Here is a 16771-nt window from a genome sequence, read left to right as displayed (position 1 = left end):
GTACGGCCAAAACTGGCCGATCTTCTCCGGCGACAGGCCGGGTAACGGGACCGCGGGGCTGATTCAGCCCCGCGGTCAGGCCGCTTACTTGCCGGCCATTGCAGCGTCGAGCTGCGCGGCGGTCATGCCGATGGTCACGCCCTGCGGACCAGGGCCGAACGAACCCTTGGGCAGACGCGCGTCGCCCTTCGGCGTCGTCAGCGTCACGAATTCACCCTCGACTGTCTTGATCGTGCCGACCGAGGTGCCACCGGCACCATAGACGGTCGCGCCCGTGGTCAGCTGCGACTGGAACTGCGCGGCAGCCTGCGCTGCACCCTGGCCGGCGGCGGCTTCAAGCTCTGCCTTGGTCATGGCCAGCGTCGGGCCCTTGGGGCCGGTGCCGAAGGACGACAGCGGAACGGCCGCCTTGACGGTGCCCGTGTCGACGACTGCGTTGGTGCCGTCGGTCGAGGCGATGGTGCCGACCGGGTTGCCCTGCGTGTCGACGATGGTCGCGCCAACGGTCGGCGCAGCAGCGGTAGCGGTGCCGGTCGCGGCGGCAGCGTTCGCCTGCGGTGCCGGGGCGGTCTGCGCATTGGCGGCCAGCGGCGTTGCAGCTGCGAGCAGCAGGAATGCGGTACGGTACATGGTCCCTCCTTGTGAATGGATCGGTGATGCAACGACGTCGCACCGGGCAGGTTCCACGCAAGCGCCTGTCGGCAAGCTGCATGGTGCGGGGGATGAATGGAGCTCTTGGCGGCGCTCACCGGCCTTCTTACCTGCGACAGCAAAGCGCAGGAGCAATGCCGATGACCGATCTGTCCGCCTTCCCGATCACGCGTCGCTGGCTGGCTAGCTACCCTGACCGGCTGCAATATTATGGATTGCCGACGCCCAACGGCGTGAAGGTGTCGATCATGTTGGAAGAGACTGGGTTGCCCTATGAGGCGCATCTCGTCGACTTCGCCCGCCAGGATCAGAAGACGCCCGAATTCCTGTCGCTCAATCCCAACGGGAAGATCCCGGCGATCCTCGATCCCGACGGCCCCGGCGGAGCGCCGCTGGCGCTGTTCGAAAGCGGCGCGATCCTGCTGTATCTCGCGGAAAAGTCGGGAAAGTTCCTGCCGTCCGACCCGTCCGCGCGATGGCAAGCGGTGCAATGGCTGATGTTCCAGATGGGCGGCGTCGGCCCGATGTTCGGGCAGCTCGGTTTCTTCTACAAATTCGCCGGTAAGGAGTGGGAGGACAAGCGCCCGCTCCAGCGCTACGTCGATGAGGCACGGCGCCTGCTCGGCGTCATGGATGGCGCGCTCGATGGTCGTAAGTGGTTCCTCGGCGAAGAATATACCGTCGCGGACATCGCGTTGATCGGCTGGGTGCGCGCGCTCGTCGACTTCTACAAGGCGGGCGACATCACCGGCTTCGGTGATTTCCGCAACGTGGCTGCCTGGCTCGATCGCGCTCTGGCGCGCCCCGCGGTGCAGCGCGGATTGACGATCCCGAGCGCCGGCTAGGCGAGGTACGCCGCCAGCGCGCTCCACGCCGGCTGTTTCGCCGCGAGCCCGATCGTGTGAAGCGGGCTGGAGGAGGGGAGGGCGACGATCGCCACATCATGCCCGGCGAGCAGCGGGCGGCCCAGCTTCAGCGCTGTGCCGCCATTGAACGCGACGGCCCGCAGCGCAGGTAGTTCGCTCACCAGGGAGGCCAGATCGTTTGCCGCCGCTTCCCTGATGGTCGCATCGGTGCTCCCCACGCGGCGGGCGCTGGCGACCACATCCCACAGGGCGATGCCAGCCGCGCGCAGGCTGTCGAGCCGCTCGGTATAGGGCAGCGCCGCCAGGTCATGCCCGACCACGGGGCTCATCAGCCGCCAGAACTGGTTTTGCGGATGGGCGTAATATCGCCGCTCGGCGAGGCTGCGTTCGCCGGGAAGGCTACCCAGAATCAGTAGCTTGGCGTCGGGCGCCGCAAGGGCCGGAAAGGAGATCTTTCGTGCTGCGTCCTTGTTGGTGTCGCCCGTCGATAGCTCGCCACTCATCCCTGCCTCGTCCTGCTTCAGCCGGCGTCAGTAGCACGGCTTGGCCGTAACAAAGCGCGAGCAGCGGTTGCCGCTGCTGCGCCGCCGCGCCATCTAGGCATCATGCATACCGCTTCGGACACGCTTTCACTCATCGGCCATACCCCGCTCGTTCGCCTCAAGGGGCCCAGCGAGGCAACGGGCTGCGACATCTTCGGCAAATGCGAATTCGCCAACCCCGGCGCCAGCGTGAAGGATCGCGCGGCCCTGTTCATCGTCGAGGATGCGGAGGCGCGCGGCGCGTTGCAGCCGGGGGGCACGATCGTCGAGGGCACCGCCGGCAACACCGGCATCGGCCTCGCCCTGGTGGCCAATGCCAAGGGGTATCGGACCATCATCGTGATGCCGGACACCCAATCCAAGGAAAAGATGGACACGCTGCGCGCGCTCGGCGCTGAGCTGGTGACCGTGCCGGCGGCGCCTTATTCTAATCCCTGCCATTTCGTGCACACCTCACGCCGCATTGCCGAGGAAACGCCCGGCGCGGTCTGGGCGAACCAGTTCGACAATATCGCCAATCGCCGCGCCCATATCGTTGGAACAGCGGAAGAGATCTGGAATCAGATGGATGGCAACATCGATGGGTTCACCTGCGCGGCGGGCACTGGCGGTACGATTGCCGGCGTCGGCCTCGGCCTCAAGGAAAAGAATGAGGCGATCACCATCGCGCTCAGCGATCCGCACGGTGCTGCACTGTACGAATATTATGCCCATGGCGAACTGAAGAGCGAAGGTTCATCGGTTGCTGAGGGCATCGGGCAGGGTCGCATCACTGGCAATCTGGAGGGCGCGCCAATCGACACGCAGTTCCGGATTTCGGACGCCGAAGGGCTGGAGTGGGTCGATCGCCTGCTGAGGGAGGAGGGGCTGTGCCTCGGCCTGTCGTCGGGCATCAACGTGGCCGGTGCGGTCCGCCTTGCGCGTGAACTTGGCCCGGGCAAGCGGGTGGTGACGATCCTGTGCGACACGGGGTTCCGCTACCTGTCGACGCTCTACGATCCGGCCTGGCGTGAGGCGAAGGGATTGGCGGTGTCGCGCTCTTGACTTCCCGAATTCGACAAGCGCGCGACACGTCGTTAGAGTCGCGCGGTGAAATGAAGCGTGCTGTTCCCCCCAGCCAGGCGATGCAACGTGTCCGGGTCGGCATGGTTGGGCTCGCCGCCGTGGTCCTGCTGATCGGGTTGGCGAGTGCGCTCTTCAATGCCGCCTCGCGTGAACAGCCGGTTGTCGCCGCCCCGCGGGTAGAGGAAGTGGCGAACACCACCAGCCCCGCCAATGTGGCCGCGCCCGCCGTTCCCGATGACGACAATGAGCCGCTTGCCCAGCTCGGCGTCGCCCCCAGCGCGACCGAAACCGGGCGCGCGCCTGCGGAACCGCGGCCGTGATCCCGCGCCATCCCGGGAAATTCGGGGACGCATCCCCACAAACTACCGAGTCTGTCCGGCGGCCGATCGTTGCGCCGGGAACGTGTCGTGAACATTCTTTCATTTGGTCGGGCGGGAGCCTCATCTTCCCGCCGAGCTAGGTTCTTTCCCCGATATTCCCCGATTTTCCCTTCCCATCCCCGACCGTCGCTGATACTTCAGTAAGCGACAGAGGGGCAGGACCGCTGTTGCTTGATAAAAAGTGACAACCGATGACGGCTGGGCCGTTTTTCGGGGCGAGAACTCCTGCGCGCCTTGTGCGAGGTGGGCGTGTCGGAACGGGTGGACTATCTTGGGAAGGGGGTCGGTCTTGTCGATGACAAGGGCCGGGTCGCGATTCCCAACACCCTGAGGGCCGCTCTCGCTCAGAATGCTCCGCGTCCCGATGGCAAGGACGGCGGCACCGTCCTCGTCGGCGTTCATCCTGACTTTCCGTGCCTGATCGCGCACGACCGTGGCTATGTCGAACACGCCAAGAACCAGCTGATTCAGCGTCAGGCCGAATCAGGCATTCGTACCGGCTCGGCGGAATTCTACGCTCCCCGTATGCGGGGCGCTTCGGTGGAGCCGGTGCCGTTCGATGGCAGCGGACGCTTCATCCTTCCCGCAGTCGAGCGTGAGCTCGCCGGCATCACCGACGTCGCCTTCTTCCTGGGGGATTACGAAAGCTTCATGATCTGGGATCCGCGCACGCTGATCGCCCATGACGGCGTCGATGAGATGGCCAAGCGCCACGCAACGATCCTGTGCCGTGACAAGGGGATCACGCTGTGACTTCCCGCTCAGACGCCGACGCACCGCATGTTCCGGTGCTGCTCGACGAAGTTCTCGCCGCGCTTGCCCCCGAGCGCGGCGAGACCATGGTTGATGCCACTTTTGGTGCCGGCGGTTACACCCGTGCCCTGCTGGGTGCAGGCGTTCACGTCTTCGCCTTCGATCGGGATCCCGATGCGATCGCCGCCGGCCGCGCCCTGGAGCAGGCCGAGCCCGGCCTGACGCTGGTGCCGGCAGAGTTCTCGCGCCTCGATCGCGAGCTTGCGGCACGCGGCGCCGTTCCGGTTGATGGCGTGACGATGGATATCGGCGTCTCCTCCATGCATCTCGATCAGGCGGAGCGCGGCTTCTCGTTCCAGCAGGATGGCCCGCTCGACATGCGCATGAGCCAGGAGGGCGAAAGCGCGGCCGACTTCCTGAACACCGCCGAAGAGGAAGATATCGCCAACGTCCTGTGGCGCTATGGTGAGGAACCGAAGTCGCGCCGCGTGGCACGCGCGATCGTCGCGGCGCGCCCGCTGGCCACCACGGGTGATTTCGCCCGTGTGGTGCGCAAGGCGCTGGGCCATCGCCCGCATGACAAGAAGGATCCGGCCACCCGCGCGTTCCAGGCGGTGCGCATCCACATCAATCGTGAGCTCGACGAACTGGCGGCCGGGCTGGAAGCGGCCGAACGGGTGCTCGCACCCGGCGGGCGGCTCGCCGTGGTTAGCTTTCATTCGCTCGAGGATCGGATGATCAAGCGGTTCCTGCGCGAGCGTAGCGGGGCGACGCCGGCGGGATCGCGCCATCGCCCTGCCGTCGCCGACGCGCGGGCACCGACTTTCGAGATCGTAGGGCGCGCAGTGCGCGCCGGTGCGGCGGAGGTGGCGCGCAATCCGCGCGCGCGCTCCGCGACATTGCGGACGGCGCGGCGGACAACCGCGCCGGCGTGGGGTGACCAGGGGCAGAATGCGGCGGGCGGGCTGCGCGTGGAGGAAAGTGAATGACGGCGTCCTATCGATTGAAGGGACTGGGTTGGTTCAGCGGCGTGGTGATCGTCTCGCTGAGCTTTTATCTGGTGAGCCTGCAGGTGGCGGCCGAGCGGAAACGCCTGGCCCAGATCGACGCCAAGATCAGCGCGGCAGAGCGTGAGATCCGATCGCTGGAAACTGAGTTCGACGTGCGGTCGAACCTTGCCCAGCTCGAACGCTGGAACGGCAACACCCTTGCGCTCGTCGCCCCGACCGCTGGGCAGTTCGTGAAGGACGAGGCGCAGCTTGCCGCGATCAGCTTCCGGCCCGGTGTCGGCATGCCTGGTGCCGCTGGTGGCGCGATCCAGACCGCACAGTTGATCGTCCCGGCAAGCCCCGCCGAATTCGCACCCCCCGCCGTGCTCACGGTTCCTGCCGCGACCCAGCCGGCGACGGTCCAGGTGGCGGCCAAGGCGCCCGCGCCGCGCACGACTACCGTCAAGGTGGCGTCGGCCGTGACCGAGCCGGTGGCCGAGCCACGCCTCGCCAAGGCGGCGGTGGTGCGTGCAGCGGATAGCTCGACGGGTTCGCTACGGAAGGCGCATGCGGTAGCCATGCTCGACAAGTCGTTGCTGAGCGATTCCACGCTCGGCGACCTGATGAGCGGTGCACGGTCGGAGCGGGGTCGCCTGCGTTGAACACCATGGTCGCCCGCACGACCCGCCCCACGCGAGTCAGCGAGCAGCGTCAGGCGTTGCTCGCGACGCAGCACATGCGCCTGATGGTGCTGCTGCTGCTGTTCGCGGGCGGCGTCTTGCTGGTGATCGGCCGCCTGGCCATGCTGGCGTTCGACGGCGGTCCCAGCCGCACCGCGCCGATCAGCACGGCGGCGCGCGGTGACATCGTCGATCGCAACGGTCAACAGCTCGCACGCACGATCGACGCCTGGACCATCGGCGTTCACCCGCGCCGGCTGCTGGGTGATCGCAGCGAGATTGCGAAGCGCCTGTCCGACCTCATGCCGGATGTCGGCGACCAGCATCATTTCTACCGGCTCATCACGCGCGACGTGAACTTCACCTACCTCAACCGCCGGGCCTCGCCCGCACTGGTCCAGGCGGTGAATGCGATCGGTGAGCCGGGCATCGTTTTCGACCGCGAGACGCAGCGGCTCTACCCGCAATCCACGCTGGCTGCGCACGTGCTCGGCTATATCGGGACGACCAAGAACGACCCCACCGTCCATGGGCGTCTGGGCATGGAGCGCGCGCTGGACGAGCGGCTGCTCAATCCCGCTTTGTCCGGCACGCCGGTGACGCTGTCGATCGACAGCCGCGTTCAGGCCGCGATGGAGAGCGAGCTCGGCCAGTCGATGTCGACCATGCAGGCGCGTGCCGCCGCTGGCGTCGTGCTGGATGTCGACACAGGCGAGGTTATCGCCATGGTGTCGCTGCCGCTGTTCAATCCGAACCGCGTCGGCATGGCCGGCATCGAGCAGCTGCGGAACACGGTGACGCAAAGCGTCTATGAGCTTGGCTCCGCATTCAAGCCGATCGCCATGGCGACGGCAATCGACACTGGCGTCGTCAGCGACATTTCGCGGCGCTTCGATGCTACCGCGCCGCTTCAGGTCGGCCGCTATCGCATCAAGGACGATCACGCGCAGAACCGCTGGCTCAACATCCCCGAAACGCTGATCCATTCGTCCAATATTGCAACCGCGCGGATCGCGGATGAGATCGGTGCCGAGCGGATGCAGACGATGTTCCGCAAGATGGGTTTCGATACGAAGCCCGACATCGAACTGGTGGAGAAGGGCCGTCCGCTGTGGCCGCATTATTGGGCGCGCACCACGGTCATGACCACGGCCTATGGCCATGGCATTGCGGTGACCCCGCTTCACTTGGCCAACGCTTATGCGACGCTGGTCAACGGCGGCGTCTGGCGCCCGACCACGCTGCTGAAGGTGGAGCCGGGCAAGGCGCCCAAGGGGCGGCGCGTGATCAGCGAGACGACCAGCGCGCGGATGCGTCAGTTGCTGCGGCTCATCGTCACGAACGGCACCGGCCGCAAGGCGGAAGCGCCGGGCTATCGCGTTGGCGGCAAGACGGGAACGGCGGAGGCGGCTGAGGGCGGCGGCTATGCGCGCAACCGCAACGTCTCCACCTTTGCGGCGGCCTTCCCGATGGACGCACCGCGCTATGTGGTGCTGACGATGTTGGACAGTCCGAAGCGGGTGGAGGCCAATCTGTTCCAGACCACTGCTGCCTATACCGCGGCGCCGGTGGTCAGCCGGGTGATCAGCCGCACCGGCGCGATGCTGGGCGTCATTCCAGATGCGCAGCGCGACATCGACGTTCGCGAACTTCAGGGGCTCCTCTGGCACGCGCCGGGCGACAAGAAGGTTGAGGCCGAATGAAGCTGGGCGATCTCACCGGCGGGCCGGAAACGGCAACTGTCACGGGTTTCGCGATCGACCATCGCAAGGTCGCGCCGGGCACCATCTTCGGTGCATTTGAGGGCGCACGGGTGAATGGTGAGGATTTCATCCCGGCGGCGATCGCCTCCGGTGCGATTGCCGTCGTGGCGCGCCACGAGGCGGTGGTCGAAGGCGCCGTCCATATCGCGGACGACAACCCCCGCGCCCGTTTCGCAGCGCTGGCGGCACGCTTCTTCGCGCCCTTCCCCGAAACGACCGTCGCCGTCACTGGTACGAACGGCAAGACATCCACGGTGGAACTGACCCGTCAGCTGTGGCGCATGGCGGGGCGTCACGCCGCATCCATCGGCACGCTCGGCGTCACCACTGCCGCCGATCAGGTGAACACTGGCCTCACCACCCCGGACGTGGTCACTTTCCTGTCCAATGTCGCTGGCCTCGCGCGTGAAGGCGTCACCCACCTCGCCTTCGAAGCATCTAGCCACGGGCTGACGCAATATCGCACAGACGGGCTTCGCGTCTCCGCCGCAGCCTTTACCAACCTGTCGCGCGATCACCTCGATTATCATGGCGACATGGCGGCCTATTTCACCGCCAAGCTGCGCCTCTTCTCCGAGGTGCTGGCGCCTGACGGCACGGCGGTGGTTTGGGTCGATGATCCCCATGCCGAACGCGTGATCGATCTGGCGCGGCAGCGGCGCAATCGCCTCATCACCGTGGGCGAACATGGCGATGATCTGCGGCTCGTCAGCCGCGATCCGACCTTGCTTGGACAGGGGCTTGTCATTGCAGCCGGGGACCAGGAGCATCGCGTAACGCTGCCGTTGATCGGCGCGTATCAGGCGGCGAATGCGCTGATCGCCGCTGGTCTCGTCATCGCCACTGGTGGCGACGTCGCGAGAACGATCGCCGGGCTAGGCAGGCTTCAGCCGGTCCGCGGCCGTCTGGAGCGTGCCGTGATCTCACCCGCCGGTGCGCCGGTATACGTTGACTACGCGCATACCCCCGACGCGCTGGAGGCCGCGATCGCGGCGTTGCGCCCGCACGTCGCCGGTCGGTTGATCCTGGTGTTAGGCGCCGGCGGTGATCGCGATCAAGGCAAGCGGGAGCCGATGGGCGAGATTGCGGCGGCGCATGCCGATGTGGTCATCGTCACCGACGACAATCCGCGCAGCGAACAGCCAGCCGCTATCCGGTCCGACATTCTGAAGGGGGCGCCCGACGCGATCGAACATGGCGATCGCCGCGGCGCAATCCGGCAGGCAATCGCGATGGCGACGGCGGATGACATCGTCCTCATCGCGGGCAAGGGGCATGAGCAGGGGCAGATCGTCGGTGATCTCGTCCTGCCGTTCGACGACGTGACTGTAGCCAGGGAGGTTGCCGGTGAAGCGTAAGTTCGTGGTTCCGTCCAAACCTGTTGTTGCCGACGGTGCGAAGCCGCCTCGTGAGCGGCGGAAGCTGGGGGTCCGCTACGAACTGGTCACCGGCGACGCTGTCAGCGGGCTGCGTTGACGCCCGCCTTTTCCCGTCTGGCACGCGGCCCGCGCGATCTTCGCGCGACCGGCGCATTCCCGGTGGTATAGGGCCGCATGGACTCTCTTTGGACTTCTAACGAAATCGCCGCCGCCACCGGGGGCGAAGCGTCCGGCAACTTCAAGGCCGGCGGGATCGCGTTCGATTCGCGTGAGGTTGGCCGCGGCGACCTCTTTGTCGCGCTGGCAGGCGAGGCAACCGATGGGCATCGCTTCCTGGATCAGGCTTTCGCCCAGGGCGCGGCAGGCGCCATCGTCTCCGCGCCAACCGATCACCCGCATGTCCAGGTGCCGGATACCTTTGCCGCGCTCGAGGATCTGGCGCGCGCTGCCCGCGCGCGCACCTCGGCGCGCGTCATCGGCGTAACCGGATCGGTCGGGAAGACCTCGACCAAGGAGGCGCTGTTCGCAGCGCTGGACCGCGGCGAGCCGGGGCAGGCCCATCGCTCGGTCAAAAGCTACAACAACCACACCGGCGTTCCCTTGAGCCTCGCTCGGATGCCCGCTGCGACCCACTTTGGCGTGCTTGAAATGGGCATGAACCACCCGGGTGAACTCGCTCATCTCACCACCCTGGTGCGCCCGCACGTTGCGCTCATCACCACCATTGCGCCGGCGCACACGGAGTTCTTTCCGGACGAGAGCGCGATTGCCGATGCCAAGGGCGAGATCTTCCAGGGGCTGGAGCCCGGCGGCATCGCCATCGTGCCGTACGACAGCCCGCATCGTGATCGCCTGATCGCGGCCGCACGGCCTTATGCCGGCCGGATCGTCACCTTCGGCACCGATCGCCAAGCCGATGTGCATCCGATCGAAACGATGACGCTGCGCACGGGCGGTACCTTCATCACCGCAAAGGTGGGCGACCGGGAACTCAGCCTGACCATCGGTCAGCCAGGCGCGCATTGGGTGTCCAACGCGCTGGCGGTGCTTGCTGCGGTTGATGCCGCCGGCGGTGATCTCGGGCTCGCCGGGCTGGCGCTTGCGGAATTGGGCGCTTTGCCCGGCCGGGGCGCGCGGGTGCTGGCGCCGATCGCCGGCGGCGAGGCTGTGGTGATCGACGAAAGCTACAACGCCAACCCTGCTTCGATGGCGGCGACGCTCGCGGTGCTGGCGAACGAGCCTGGGCGGCATGTCGCGGTTCTTGGCGAGATGCGGGAACTGGGCGCGGGCTCCGCGACCTATCATCAGGCGCTCGCCACCCCGATCGAGGCAGCCCGCGTCGAAGCGGCGCTGCTGGTCGGCGAAGCGATGGCGCCGCTCGCACAAGCGCTTGAGGGCCGGGTCAAATTCGTCCATGTGCCCACCGCCGCAGCGGCGCTTGAGGTTCTTCCCGGAATGCTCGCGCCGGGCGACGCGGTACTCGTCAAGGGATCGAACGGAGTCGGGCTGTCGCGGGTCGTCGCGGCACTCGCCGGGGGCATGGCATAGTGTTGTACTGGATCGCCGAGCAGCTCGGATTCCCGGGTGTTTTCAACCTCATCCGCTATCTGTCGTTCCGCACTGGCGGTGCGATCGCGACCGCGCTGTTCATCGGCCTAATTATCGGGCCGCGGTTCATCGGCTGGCTTCGTGTGCGGCAGGGCAAGGGCCAGCCGATCCGCGCCGACGGGCCGCAGACTCACCTCGCCAAGCGCGGCACGCCCACGATGGGCGGCCTGATGATCCTGACCAGCCTCGCGCTGTCGATCCTGATCTGGATGGACCTGCGCAATCCGTTCGTCTGGTCCTGCCTGTTCGTCACGCTGGGCTTTGGCGCGATCGGCTTCCTCGACGATTACGACAAGGTGCGAAAGGCGAGCACTGCCGGTGTCCCGGGGCGCGTTCGCCTGCTGCTGGAGTTTGGCATTGCCGGCATCGCTGCCTGGATCATCAGCTATGAGAATGGGACTCAGCTGTTCCTGCCGTTCACCAATGGCATGTATCTGGAACTGGGCTGGCTGTTCCCTGTCTTTGCTGCCTTCACCATCGTTGCCTTCGGCAATGCGGTGAACCTGACCGACGGGCTCGACGGGCTGGCGACCATGCCGGTGATCATCGCCTCGGTGGCGTTCATGCTGATCGTTTATCTCGTCGGCAACGTGAAGTTCGCCGACTACCTCGGCATCCCGCATGTCGCGCGGGCTGGCGATCTCGCCATCTTCTGCGGCGCGATGATCGGTGCCGGCCTGGCCTTCCTCTGGTACAATGCGCCGCCGGCTGCGGTCTTCATGGGGGACACCGGCAGTCTCGCATTGGGCGGGGCGCTCGGCACCATTGCGGTGGTGGCGCATCACGAAATCGTCCTCGGCATCATCGGCGGCCTCTTCGTGGTCGAGGCGATGAGCGTCATCATCCAGGTGTTCTGGTACAAGCGCACCGGCCGGCGCGTGTTCCGCATGGCGCCGATCCACCACCATTTCGAACAACTCGGCTGGAGCGAGCCGACCGTCGTGATCCGCTTCTGGATCATCAGCCTCGTGCTGGCGCTTGCCGGCCTGTCGACGTTGAAGCTGCGGTGATCGTCTCCACCCCCTGGGCCGGTAAACGCTACGCCGTGCTGGGGCTCGCGCGCTCCGGCCTCGCGACCATCCGCGCGCTCGCTGCGGCGGGCGCGTATGTCGTTGCATGGGATCAGGATCCTGCCGCACGTGCGCAGGCCGCAGGGATCGACGGCGTCATCGTCCATGACATTGCGGCGCTGGATCTGACTGGTGCGGCAGGCCTCGTCGTGTCGCCAGGCGTGCCGCTCAACACCCACCCGATCGCTGCCCAGGCGCGTGCTGCCGGCGTCCCGATCATCGGTGACATCGAATTGTTCGCTGAGGCGCGGGCCGAACTGCCCGCGCACAAGGTGGTCGGCATCACCGGTACCAACGGCAAGTCGACCACCACGGCGCTGGTTGCCCACATCCTTGATATCGCCGGACTCCCCGTCACCATGGGCGGCAACATCGGGCTGCCCATCCTGGGGCAGGACGGTCTGGCGCCCAATGCACGTGGCGAGGGCGTCTACGTCCTCGAACTGTCGAGCTACCAGATCGATCTGACGACCAGCCTAGACTGCGACGTCGCGGTCCTGCTCAACATCACCCCCGACCACCTCGATCGCTACGCCAATTTCGACGCGTACGCCGCGTCAAAGGCACGGCTGTTCGCGATGCAGACTGCAACGCACGAAGCGGTGATCGGCATCGGTGACGCGCCGTCGGCGCAGATCGCCCGGGCCCTCTCGGCGCGTGGTGAGCATCTGACGAAGATCGCGCCCGGCGTCTGCATGGACCAGTCCCGGTGGCCCTCGCTGCAGGGCCCGCATAACGCGCAGAACGCGCTCGCCGCGATCGCGGTCGCACAGGCGCTGGGCGTCGACGAAGCAACGATCGACCGCGCCCTCGAAAGCTTCCGCGGCTTGCCCCACCGGATGGAACGGCTGGGCGAGGTGAACGGCGTGTCCTTCGTCAACGATAGCAAGGCGACCAATCCCGAAAGCGCGGCCCCCGCACTCGCCGCCTTCGATCGAGTCCACTGGATCGTGGGCGGCAAGGGCAAGGGCGAGGATCTCGACGCCTGCCTGCCGCATCTCGGCCATGTCGTGCGCGCCTACACCTTCGGCGCCTCGGGGCCGGTGTTCGCGCGCGCGCTGGACGGGAAGGTGCCGGTGGAAGAGGTGGAAACGCTCGAACAGGCGGTCCGCAGCGCGGCAGGGCAGGCACAGCCGGGCGACACCGTCCTGCTCTCGCCGGCTGCCGCCTCCTTTGACCAGTTCCGCGATTACGAGCATCGCGGCCAGGTGTTTCGCGACACGGTGGGGGGGCTGTCTTGACCGATCTGGCGACCAAGCAGGGGCTGCGCGGCCGGTTCAAGGAGCGCGGTGGGCGCGGCGATCGTTCGCCGCTCGGTACCTGGTTCTGGGATACCGACCGAGTGCTGCTGCTGCTCACCTTTGCGTTGATCGCGGTTGGCTTGCTGTCGGTCGCGGCTGCGTCGCCCGCCACGGCAATGCGCTACTCGGGTGAGGCGCTGAAGATCCCGCCGCTCTATTATTTCTGGCGTCAGGTCATGTGGGTGCTCGTCTCACTGCCGGTGCTGATCGGCATTTCGATGCTCCCCGTCCATGTCGCGCGCCGTGGTGCCGTGGTGGGCGCGGCGGCGTTTGGCGTCATGCTGCTCATGGTGCTCATCCCCGGCATCGGCGTCGAGGTGAACGGCGCGAATCGGTGGGTCGGCGTCGGCTTCGCGCAGTTCCAGCCGTCGGAGTTCCTGAAACCCTGCTTCATCGTCACGGTCGCGTGGCTGTTGTCGCTGCGCACCAAGGAGGAGGGGCTGCCGCTCACCGCCATTACCTTTGGCATGACGGCCGTCGTCGGCGCACTGCTGATGCTTCAGCCGGACTTCGGCCAGACGATGGTGTTCGGCCTCGTTTGGATGACGCTGCTGATCATCGCCGGCACGCCGACCAAGACGCTCGCTGCCTTTATCGCCATGGCGCCGCTCGGCGTCGGCGCGGCGTACATGTTCTATGGCACCGCGCGCACCCGTATCGACAGCTTCCTGTTCCGCGATCCCAACGAGGCGGAGGGCGCACACTTCCAGACCGACGCCGCCCATCGCACGCTCACCTCGGGCGGCTGGACCGGCACTGGTCCTGGCGCCGGCACGTCGAAGTTCGGGCTGCCGGAGGCGCATACCGATTATATCTTCTCGGTGATTGGTGAGGAGTTCGGCCTGATCGCCTGTATGGTGATCGCGATCCTGTTCCTCGCCATCGTCGCCCGCGTGTTCGTGAAGATGCTGGACGAACAGGACAGCTTCAAGCTGCTCGCGGCTTCCGGCCTCGCCACGCAGTTCGGCCTTCAGGCGCTGATCTCGATGGCGGTGAATACCGGCCTTGCGCCATCCAAGGGGATGACCTTGCCCTTTATCAGTTATGGTGGTTCGTCGATGATCGCGTTGTCGATCGGCATGGGATTGCTGCTCACCTTTACCCGTCGCAACCCGTTCCTGCTGCGCAGCCCCTATGTGGCACGCTGGGGGAATGCGGCATGACCCGGCCGCGGCAGTTCGTTCTCGCCGCCGGCGGCACCGGCGGGCACATGGTCCCCGCCGCCGCACTGGCCGAGGAACTGATGCGGCGCGGCCACCGGGTCGCGCTGGTCAGCGACGATCGCGGCGTTCGCTTTCCCGGCCTGTTCGAGGATGTGCAGACGCATGTCCTTCCCGCCGGTCGCATCGCCGGCGGCCCGCTCGGCTGGGCGAAGGCCGCGCGCCAGATGTGGCGTGGCCGTGCCATGGCGCGCCAGCTGTATCGCACCTTCCAGCCGGCGGCGGTGATCGGCTTCGGCGGCTACCCTGCGTTCCCGGCGCTCGCCGCTGCCTTTGCTGAGAAGATCCCGACCGCTGTTCATGAGCAGAACGCCGTGCTCGGCCGCGTCAATCGCCTGGTCGCCCCGCGCGTTGACGCAATCGCGACCTCCTATGCCGAGACCGAGCGGCTGAAGCCCAAGTTCGAGGGCAAGGCGCACCACATCGGCAATCCCGTCCGCGACGCGGTGATCGCGCTGCGCGCACAACCGTATCCGCTGCTGGAGGAAGACGGCATCTTCCGCTTGCTCGTGACCGGCGGGTCGCAGGGCGCCAGCGTTCTGTCGAAGGTCGTGCCCGAGGGGCTGGCTATGCTGCCGGTCGCGTTCCGCCGCCGGCTTCAGGTGACGCATCAGGCGCGGATCGAGGATATCGATGCGGCGCGCGCCAAATACGCCGAACTTGAAATTGCGGCCGATCTCGCGACCTATCTGCCTGATCTGCCCGAGCAGCTCGGCTGGGCACATCTCGTGATCGCGCGCGCCGGCGCCTCGACCATTTCGGAACTGACTGCAGCCGGTCGGCCCGCGATCCTGGTGCCGCTGCCCGGCGCGACCGACGATCACCAGACCGCGAACGCGCGCGAGATTGCCGCCGCTGGCGGCGCACGCACGATCCCGCAGAGCGCCTTCACACCGGCCGAGCTCGCCAAGCAGATGCAGAAGCTGGGGCTTGATCCGACTGCGCTCGAAAATGCCGCCGCGCGTGCGAAGGGATGTGGCAAGCCGCATGCCGCGAGCGATCTGGCGGATTTGGTTGAAAGCCTGGACGCGCCGCGCGCGAAGCTGCCGGTCGGCGTGTCTCAGCCAAAGGAGGCTTTTGCGTGAAGGGCGTCGCAACGGACATTGGAACGATCCACTTCGTCGGTGTCGGCGGGATCGGCATGTCCGGCATCGCGGAGGTGATGCACAACCTGGGCTATGCCGTGCAGGGATCGGATGTGGCCGAGGGCTATGTGATCGAGGGTCTGCGCGCGCGCGGTATCAAGGTGACGATCGGCCATGACGCGGCGAACGTGGACGGCGTCGCCGTGGTGGTAACCTCCACCGCGGTGAAGCGCGGCAACCCGGAGGTCGAGGCTGCACTCAACCAGCGTATCCCCGTCGTTCGTCGCGCGGAGATGCTGGCGGAACTGATGCGGCTCAAATCGACCGTGGCGGTGGCGGGCACGCACGGCAAGACGACCACCACATCGATGGTCGCCGCGCTGCTCGATGCGGGCGGGGTCGACCCGACCGTGATCAACGGCGGCATCATTAACAGCTATGGCTCCAACGCGCGGCTGGGCGGCAGCGACTGGATGGTGGTCGAGGCGGACGAAAGCGACGGCAGCTTCCTGCGGCTCGACGGCACCATCGCGGTGGTGACCAACATCGATCCCGAGCATCTCGATCATTACGGCAGCTTCGATCGAGCGAAGGACGCTTATGTCGAATTTGTCGAAAACGTGCCCTTCTACGGCGCCGCGCTGCTGTGCCTCGACCATCCCGAGGTGCAGGCGCTGATTCCACGCGTGCGGGATCGCCGCATCGTGACTTACGGGTTCGCCGCCAGCGCAGACGTGCGCGGCGTCAACGTGTCGCCCTATCCCGGCGGCAACCGGTTCGAGGCGATCATCCGCCATCGCGACGGTACCACCCGCTCGATCGAGGGGATCGATCTGCCGATGCCGGGCCGGCACAACGTCCAGAACGCGCTCGCCGCGATCGGCGTGGCGCTCGAACTCGGCATCGACGACGCGACGATCCAAAAGGGCTTCGAGAAGTTCAACGGCGTGAAGCGGCGCTTCACCAAGGTGGGCGAGATCTCGTTCGCCGACGGCGGTACCGCCACCGTGATCGACGATTATGGCCATCACCCCGTGGAAATCCGCGCGGTGCTCGCCGCGGCGCGTGAGTCGGCACAGGGCCGGGTAATCGCCGTGGTGCAGCCGCATCGCTATTCGCGCCTCGGCAATCTGATGGATGAGTTCCAGGGCGCGTTCAACGATGCCGACGCGGTCTATGTCACCCCCGTCTATGCAGCGGGCGAGGCACCTGTAGCGGGCGTCGATGCGGAGGCGCTGGTCAACGGCCTGCGCCACCGCGGCCACCGCGCGGCGGCGATGGTGGACGATGCCGATGCGCTCGCCGCTGTGCTGGCGCAGGAGGTCCGCCCGGGCGATCAGGTGGTCTGCCTGGGCGCGGGCGACATCACCAAATGGGCCGCTGGTCTTGCACCCGCGATCGAGGCGCGGCGGTGAGCGC

At 66.8% G+C, this 16771-nt stretch carries 17 protein-coding genes; 15 read left to right on the top strand and 2 right to left on the bottom strand.

The genetic code is table 11. The features are described 5' to 3' along the window. Positions 1-84: 84 nt before the first annotated feature. Complete coding sequence (locus K0S66_RS09675) at positions 85-630, bottom strand: hypothetical protein (RefSeq protein ID WP_301075153.1); 546 nt, start codon at positions 628-630, stop codon at positions 85-87. A gap of 161 nt (positions 631-791) precedes the next feature. Between K0S66_RS09675 and K0S66_RS09670 the strand changes: the two genes are divergently transcribed. Then, a complete protein-coding gene (locus tag K0S66_RS09670; protein WP_301075152.1) occupies positions 792-1496 on the top strand; it encodes a glutathione S-transferase N-terminal domain-containing protein in 705 nt (234 codons plus the stop codon). Here the strand turns inward: K0S66_RS09670 and K0S66_RS09665 are convergent. After that, positions 1493-2020, bottom strand: coding sequence for a DNA-deoxyinosine glycosylase (locus tag K0S66_RS09665; RefSeq protein ID WP_301075151.1), 528 nt, complete (start codon positions 2018-2020; stop codon positions 1493-1495). The genes K0S66_RS09670 and K0S66_RS09665 overlap by 4 nt on opposite strands. Positions 2021-2122: 102 nt before the next feature. Here K0S66_RS09665 and K0S66_RS09660 point away from each other — a divergent pair, with 102 nt between their 5' ends. From K0S66_RS09660 to murC, 14 genes are all read left to right on the top strand, one after another. Beyond that, the gene (locus tag K0S66_RS09660; RefSeq protein ID WP_301075149.1) at positions 2123-3103 is read left to right on the top strand and encodes a cysteine synthase A; all 981 of its coding nucleotides are present in this window, start codon (positions 2123-2125) and stop codon (positions 3101-3103) included. Between the two features lie 50 nt (positions 3104-3153). After that, the gene (locus K0S66_RS09655; RefSeq protein WP_301075148.1) at positions 3154-3444 is read left to right on the top strand and encodes a hypothetical protein; all 291 of its coding nucleotides are present in this window, start codon (positions 3154-3156) and stop codon (positions 3442-3444) included. 309 nt (positions 3445-3753) lie between these two features. After that, complete coding sequence (locus K0S66_RS09650) at positions 3754-4257, top strand: division/cell wall cluster transcriptional repressor MraZ (protein ID WP_301075146.1); 504 nt, start codon at positions 3754-3756, stop codon at positions 4255-4257. Continuing rightward, positions 4254-5246, top strand: a complete 993-nt coding sequence (gene rsmH, locus K0S66_RS09645; protein WP_301075144.1) for a 16S rRNA (cytosine(1402)-N(4))-methyltransferase RsmH — start codon at positions 4254-4256, stop codon at positions 5244-5246. Before K0S66_RS09650 ends, rsmH begins: the two co-directional genes overlap by 4 nt. Beyond that, positions 5243-5908: a hypothetical protein gene (locus tag K0S66_RS09640; protein ID WP_301075143.1), complete on the top strand. Its 666-nt coding sequence runs from the start codon at positions 5243-5245 to the stop codon at positions 5906-5908. Before rsmH ends, K0S66_RS09640 begins: the two co-directional genes overlap by 4 nt. Before the next feature lie 5 nt (positions 5909-5913). After that, positions 5914-7629, top strand: a complete 1716-nt coding sequence (locus K0S66_RS09635; protein ID WP_301075141.1) for a penicillin-binding protein 2 — start codon at positions 5914-5916, stop codon at positions 7627-7629. Then, the gene (locus tag K0S66_RS09630; RefSeq protein WP_301075140.1) at positions 7626-9047 is read left to right on the top strand and encodes a UDP-N-acetylmuramoyl-L-alanyl-D-glutamate--2,6-diaminopimelate ligase; all 1422 of its coding nucleotides are present in this window, start codon (positions 7626-7628) and stop codon (positions 9045-9047) included. Before K0S66_RS09635 ends, K0S66_RS09630 begins: the two co-directional genes overlap by 4 nt. Further along, on the top strand, positions 9037-9165 hold the full coding sequence (locus K0S66_RS09625) for a hypothetical protein (RefSeq protein WP_301075138.1): 129 nt from the start codon (positions 9037-9039) through the stop codon (positions 9163-9165). The genes K0S66_RS09630 and K0S66_RS09625 overlap by 11 nt, the downstream gene beginning before the upstream one ends. Before the next feature lie 77 nt (positions 9166-9242). After that, complete coding sequence (gene murF, locus K0S66_RS09620) at positions 9243-10616, top strand: UDP-N-acetylmuramoyl-tripeptide--D-alanyl-D-alanine ligase (RefSeq protein WP_301075137.1); 1374 nt, start codon at positions 9243-9245, stop codon at positions 10614-10616. Continuing rightward, positions 10616-11686 (top strand): phospho-N-acetylmuramoyl-pentapeptide-transferase, encoded by a 1071-nt coding sequence (mraY, locus tag K0S66_RS09615; protein ID WP_301075136.1) that lies wholly within the window; start codon positions 10616-10618, stop codon positions 11684-11686. Before murF ends, mraY begins: the two co-directional genes overlap by 1 nt. After that, positions 11683-12987, top strand: a complete 1305-nt coding sequence (gene murD, locus K0S66_RS09610; protein ID WP_301075135.1) for a UDP-N-acetylmuramoyl-L-alanine--D-glutamate ligase — start codon at positions 11683-11685, stop codon at positions 12985-12987. Before mraY ends, murD begins: the two co-directional genes overlap by 4 nt. Before the next feature lie 5 nt (positions 12988-12992). After that, on the top strand, positions 12993-14210 hold the full coding sequence (locus K0S66_RS09605) for a putative peptidoglycan glycosyltransferase FtsW (RefSeq protein ID WP_301075273.1): 1218 nt from the start codon (positions 12993-12995) through the stop codon (positions 14208-14210). After that, a complete protein-coding gene (murG, locus tag K0S66_RS09600) occupies positions 14207-15352 on the top strand; it encodes an undecaprenyldiphospho-muramoylpentapeptide beta-N-acetylglucosaminyltransferase (RefSeq protein WP_301075134.1) in 1146 nt (381 codons plus the stop codon). The genes K0S66_RS09605 and murG overlap by 4 nt, the downstream gene beginning before the upstream one ends. Further along, on the top strand, positions 15349-16767 hold the full coding sequence (gene murC / locus K0S66_RS09595; protein WP_301075133.1) for a UDP-N-acetylmuramate--L-alanine ligase: 1419 nt from the start codon (positions 15349-15351) through the stop codon (positions 16765-16767). Before murG ends, murC begins: the two co-directional genes overlap by 4 nt. Positions 16768-16771 lie beyond the last annotated feature (4 nt).

It is taken from the genome of Sphingomonas sp., assembly GCF_029239295.1.
Taxonomy (GTDB): domain Bacteria; phylum Pseudomonadota; class Alphaproteobacteria; order Sphingomonadales; family Sphingomonadaceae; genus Sphingomonas.
Note: the sequence above shows the minus strand (reverse complement) of the source record. Positions and strands in the feature narration are given on the sequence as shown.